At 74.2% G+C, this 1,883-nt stretch carries 2 protein-coding genes and 1 pseudogene; 2 read left to right on the top strand and 1 reads right to left on the bottom strand.

What is annotated here, in order from left to right:
• A pseudogene (locus G3I65_RS33835) lies at positions 1-328 on the top strand (hypothetical protein); the annotation flags it as partial.
• Here the strand turns inward: G3I65_RS33835 and G3I65_RS33840 are convergent.
• Entirely contained in the window at positions 295-1,221 is a 927-nt protein-coding gene (locus tag G3I65_RS33840) for a LysR family transcriptional regulator (RefSeq protein ID WP_160699706.1), read from the bottom strand. The pseudogene G3I65_RS33835 and the gene G3I65_RS33840 sit on opposite strands and share 34 nt — an antisense overlap.
• Positions 1,222-1,313: 92 nt before the next feature.
• Between G3I65_RS33840 and G3I65_RS33845 the strand changes: the two genes are divergently transcribed.
• On the top strand, positions 1,314-1,883 hold a 570-nt coding region (locus tag G3I65_RS33845; RefSeq protein ID WP_160699707.1), incomplete at its 3' end, for an MFS transporter.

The raw sequence follows: 1,883 nt of genomic DNA on the forward strand, positions 1-1,883 counted from the left end.
CGCGGCCGGCGCGCTATTGGGCGCGCTCGCGACGGGCCTGCGCTCGCTCGCCCACGGCCGCCCGCTGCCCGCCGACCACTGGACCGAACTGCGCGCGGTCCCGGACGGCCCGATCCGCATGGACCGCCGCGGCACGGCGAGGCTGAGCGGCCTGACCATGCTGGCCGACGGCACGGTGGTCCCCTTCCGCCTCCCCAAGGCGGACCCCTCGATGGCCGCGAACATCGCATCGACGGGCCGCCTGTGGATAGCAGGCGTCCCCCGACCAGGCGCGGCACGCACGGGCCTGCCGGGCTACCCGGTCCTGGGCACGGTCTGGCTGGGCTGAGCGTCCCACCGCGGGTGCCAAGCATCGTTCGCTCGGGTGCCCTGGCCCAGGTAGGACCGCAGCGCCGCCAGCCCCGGGTGCGGGTTGTCCCGGCGCCAGACCAGCGAATGCGGGTACACCGGCACCGGCCGTTCGATCCGCACCCGCCGCAGGTCGTGCTCCGCCGGCCACAACAGCCGGGCACCCGTCGGAACCAACGTCGCCACCTCCGCCGACCGCGCGACCGTGTCCAGCACCACCTCGGTCCCGAAGTTCGGCCCGGCCGCGTCGATCGACAGCCCGAACGCGCTCGCGAACGTGCCGTAGTACGCACCCCACTCGGTCCCGGGCACCACACCCGGCATCCAGAGCCGGTGCCCGGCCAGCTCCGCCGGGGTCACCGACGACATGCCGGCCAGCGGGTGCCGGGGTCCGCACAGCAGCTCGATGGGCTCGTCGAACACCCACTGCGCGTCGAGGTCCGGCGGCAGCTCCACCACCGCGCGGAACGACGCGTCGATCGAGCCGGTCCGGAGCGCGGCGGCCGCCCTGTCGAACAGGGTCACCACCTCCAGCGGGATCTCCGGGTGCGCCTCGTGGAACTCCCGCAGCAACGTCGCCGGGCACAGGCGGCGGCCGATGACGTCGACGCGCAGCGGGCCGGTGCGGACCGACGCCAGTGCTCGCGCCTCCGCCGAAAGCAGTTCCCTCGCGTGCGGCAGGAACGCCTCGCCTTCGGTGGTCAGGCGCGCGCCTCGGGCGGTGCGGGTGAACAGGCGGGCGCCGAGCGTCTTCTCCAACGTCGCGATGCGCTTCGAGACCGCCTGCTGCGTGATCGACAAATCCACCGCGGCGTCCTGGAACCGGCCCGCCGCCACGACGGCCACGAAGGTGCGCACTGCGTCGAGGTCCACGGCGACCGACCTTAGAACCACAACCCCGCGTTGTGGCTCGCCGGCGCGTCGGTTGTTTGCGCCGCCCGCCCGCTCCTCGCTTTGATCTCCCGGTGACGCGGAGGCAGCTCGGACGGCGGTTCAGGTGGCTTTGGTCGGCGTACGCGGTGAGCGCGTTCGGCACCTGGCTCGGGTTCGGCGCGTTCCCCATGCTCGCGATCCTCGTGCTGCACGCCGGGCCCACGGCGGTGTCGGCGCTCGCCGCCATCGGGCCCGCGGTGGGGGCGCTCGTGGCCGTGCCGCTGGGACCTTGGGTGGACCGGCGGCGGAAGCGGCCGGTCATGGTGGCCATGGACCTGGTCCGGTTCGGCGCGCTGCTCAGCGTGCCCGCCTGCTACGCCCTCGGGCTGCTGAGCTTCGTCCAGCTCCTCGCCGTCTCGGTGGTCGTCGCCGCGGCGGACATCACCTTCACCTCGGCGAGCGGGGCGTTCCTGAAGGGGCTCGTCGCGCCGGAGGACCTGCTCGTGGCCAACGGCCGGTTCGAATCGACGAACTGGACGGCCACCGCGCTCGGGCCGCCGCTCGGCGGGGCCGCGTTCGCCGTGCTCGGGCCGGTGACGTCGGTCGCGGCCAACGCGGCCAGTTTCCTGCTCTCCGCGCTCGGGATCCGGGCGATCGGCGGG

This window comes from Amycolatopsis sp. SID8362 (genome assembly GCF_010550475.1).
GTDB classification, from domain to species: Bacteria; Actinomycetota; Actinomycetes; order Mycobacteriales; family Pseudonocardiaceae; genus Amycolatopsis; species Amycolatopsis eburnea.